The sequence below is a fragment of the Streptomyces phaeochromogenes genome, from assembly GCF_001418655.1.
Classification (GTDB): domain Bacteria; phylum Actinomycetota; class Actinomycetes; order Streptomycetales; family Streptomycetaceae; genus Streptomyces; species Streptomyces phaeochromogenes.
The window spans coordinates 30,137-30,814 of the sequence record NZ_LIQZ01000061.1 but is presented as its reverse complement, the minus strand read 5'-3'; the positions used below and the strand labels follow the sequence as shown (position 1 = coordinate 30,814).

Here is a 678-nt window from a genome sequence, read left to right as displayed (position 1 = left end):
CGAGGAGGTGTTCGCCGTCCGCCGCGAACGTCCCCATGAGTTCGCGGAACAGTGGCATGACCCGGGCCAGTGGGTGTTCCGCCCGATACGACCCGAGGTCCCCGTCGGTGAGCTCCACACATGCGGAGCCGTCCGGCCCCACCCCGGCCCGTGCTGAACGCCGCCACGAATCGGCGACCACGGAGCGTACCGGCCGCGGGACCGTGCCCGCCTCGGTGAACGTCTCGTGGGCGCGGCGCAGGACGCGCACCCGCTCGACGGGATCGGCACCCGGTTCCAGGGCCACCCATGGATCGGTCAACTCGGCCTCCCCGGAAGGCTGTGCGGCTGGGGACATCGTCACTCCGGTGGCGGGTGCGGACAAGTACCGCGGCCACACCGAGTCCGGCCCCCACCACAAGCCGTGGTGGCTACCGATGCTCCCCCTTTTCGAACCCCCTTCGGCTCTGTTTCGGCTTTCCTTGCAGTTTCTTTCGACGGACCGCTGGTCAGGCGAAGTTGACCAGTCTGATGTAGCGCGTCCAGTCCCAGTGCGGGCCGGGATCGGTGTGGTCGCTGCCCGGCACCTCGTAGTGCGCGAGGATGTGCGAACGGTCCTTGGGGATCCGGTACTTGGTGCAGATCGCCGCGGTGAGCTTCGCCGACTCCTCGTACATCGCGTTGGTGAAGTACGCGGGC

Annotated in this window: 1 protein-coding gene and 1 pseudogene; both read right to left on the bottom strand. The window is 68.4% G+C overall.

Annotation, left to right across the window (positions count from 1 at the left end; genetic code table 11):
- A pseudogene (locus AOK17_RS52070) lies at positions 1–337 on the bottom strand (transcriptional regulator); the annotation flags it as partial.
- A gap of 151 nt (positions 338–488) precedes the next feature.
- A partial coding sequence (locus AOK17_RS52065; RefSeq protein ID WP_245697060.1) for a peptidoglycan recognition protein family protein occupies positions 489–678 on the bottom strand: 190 nt, incomplete at its 5' end.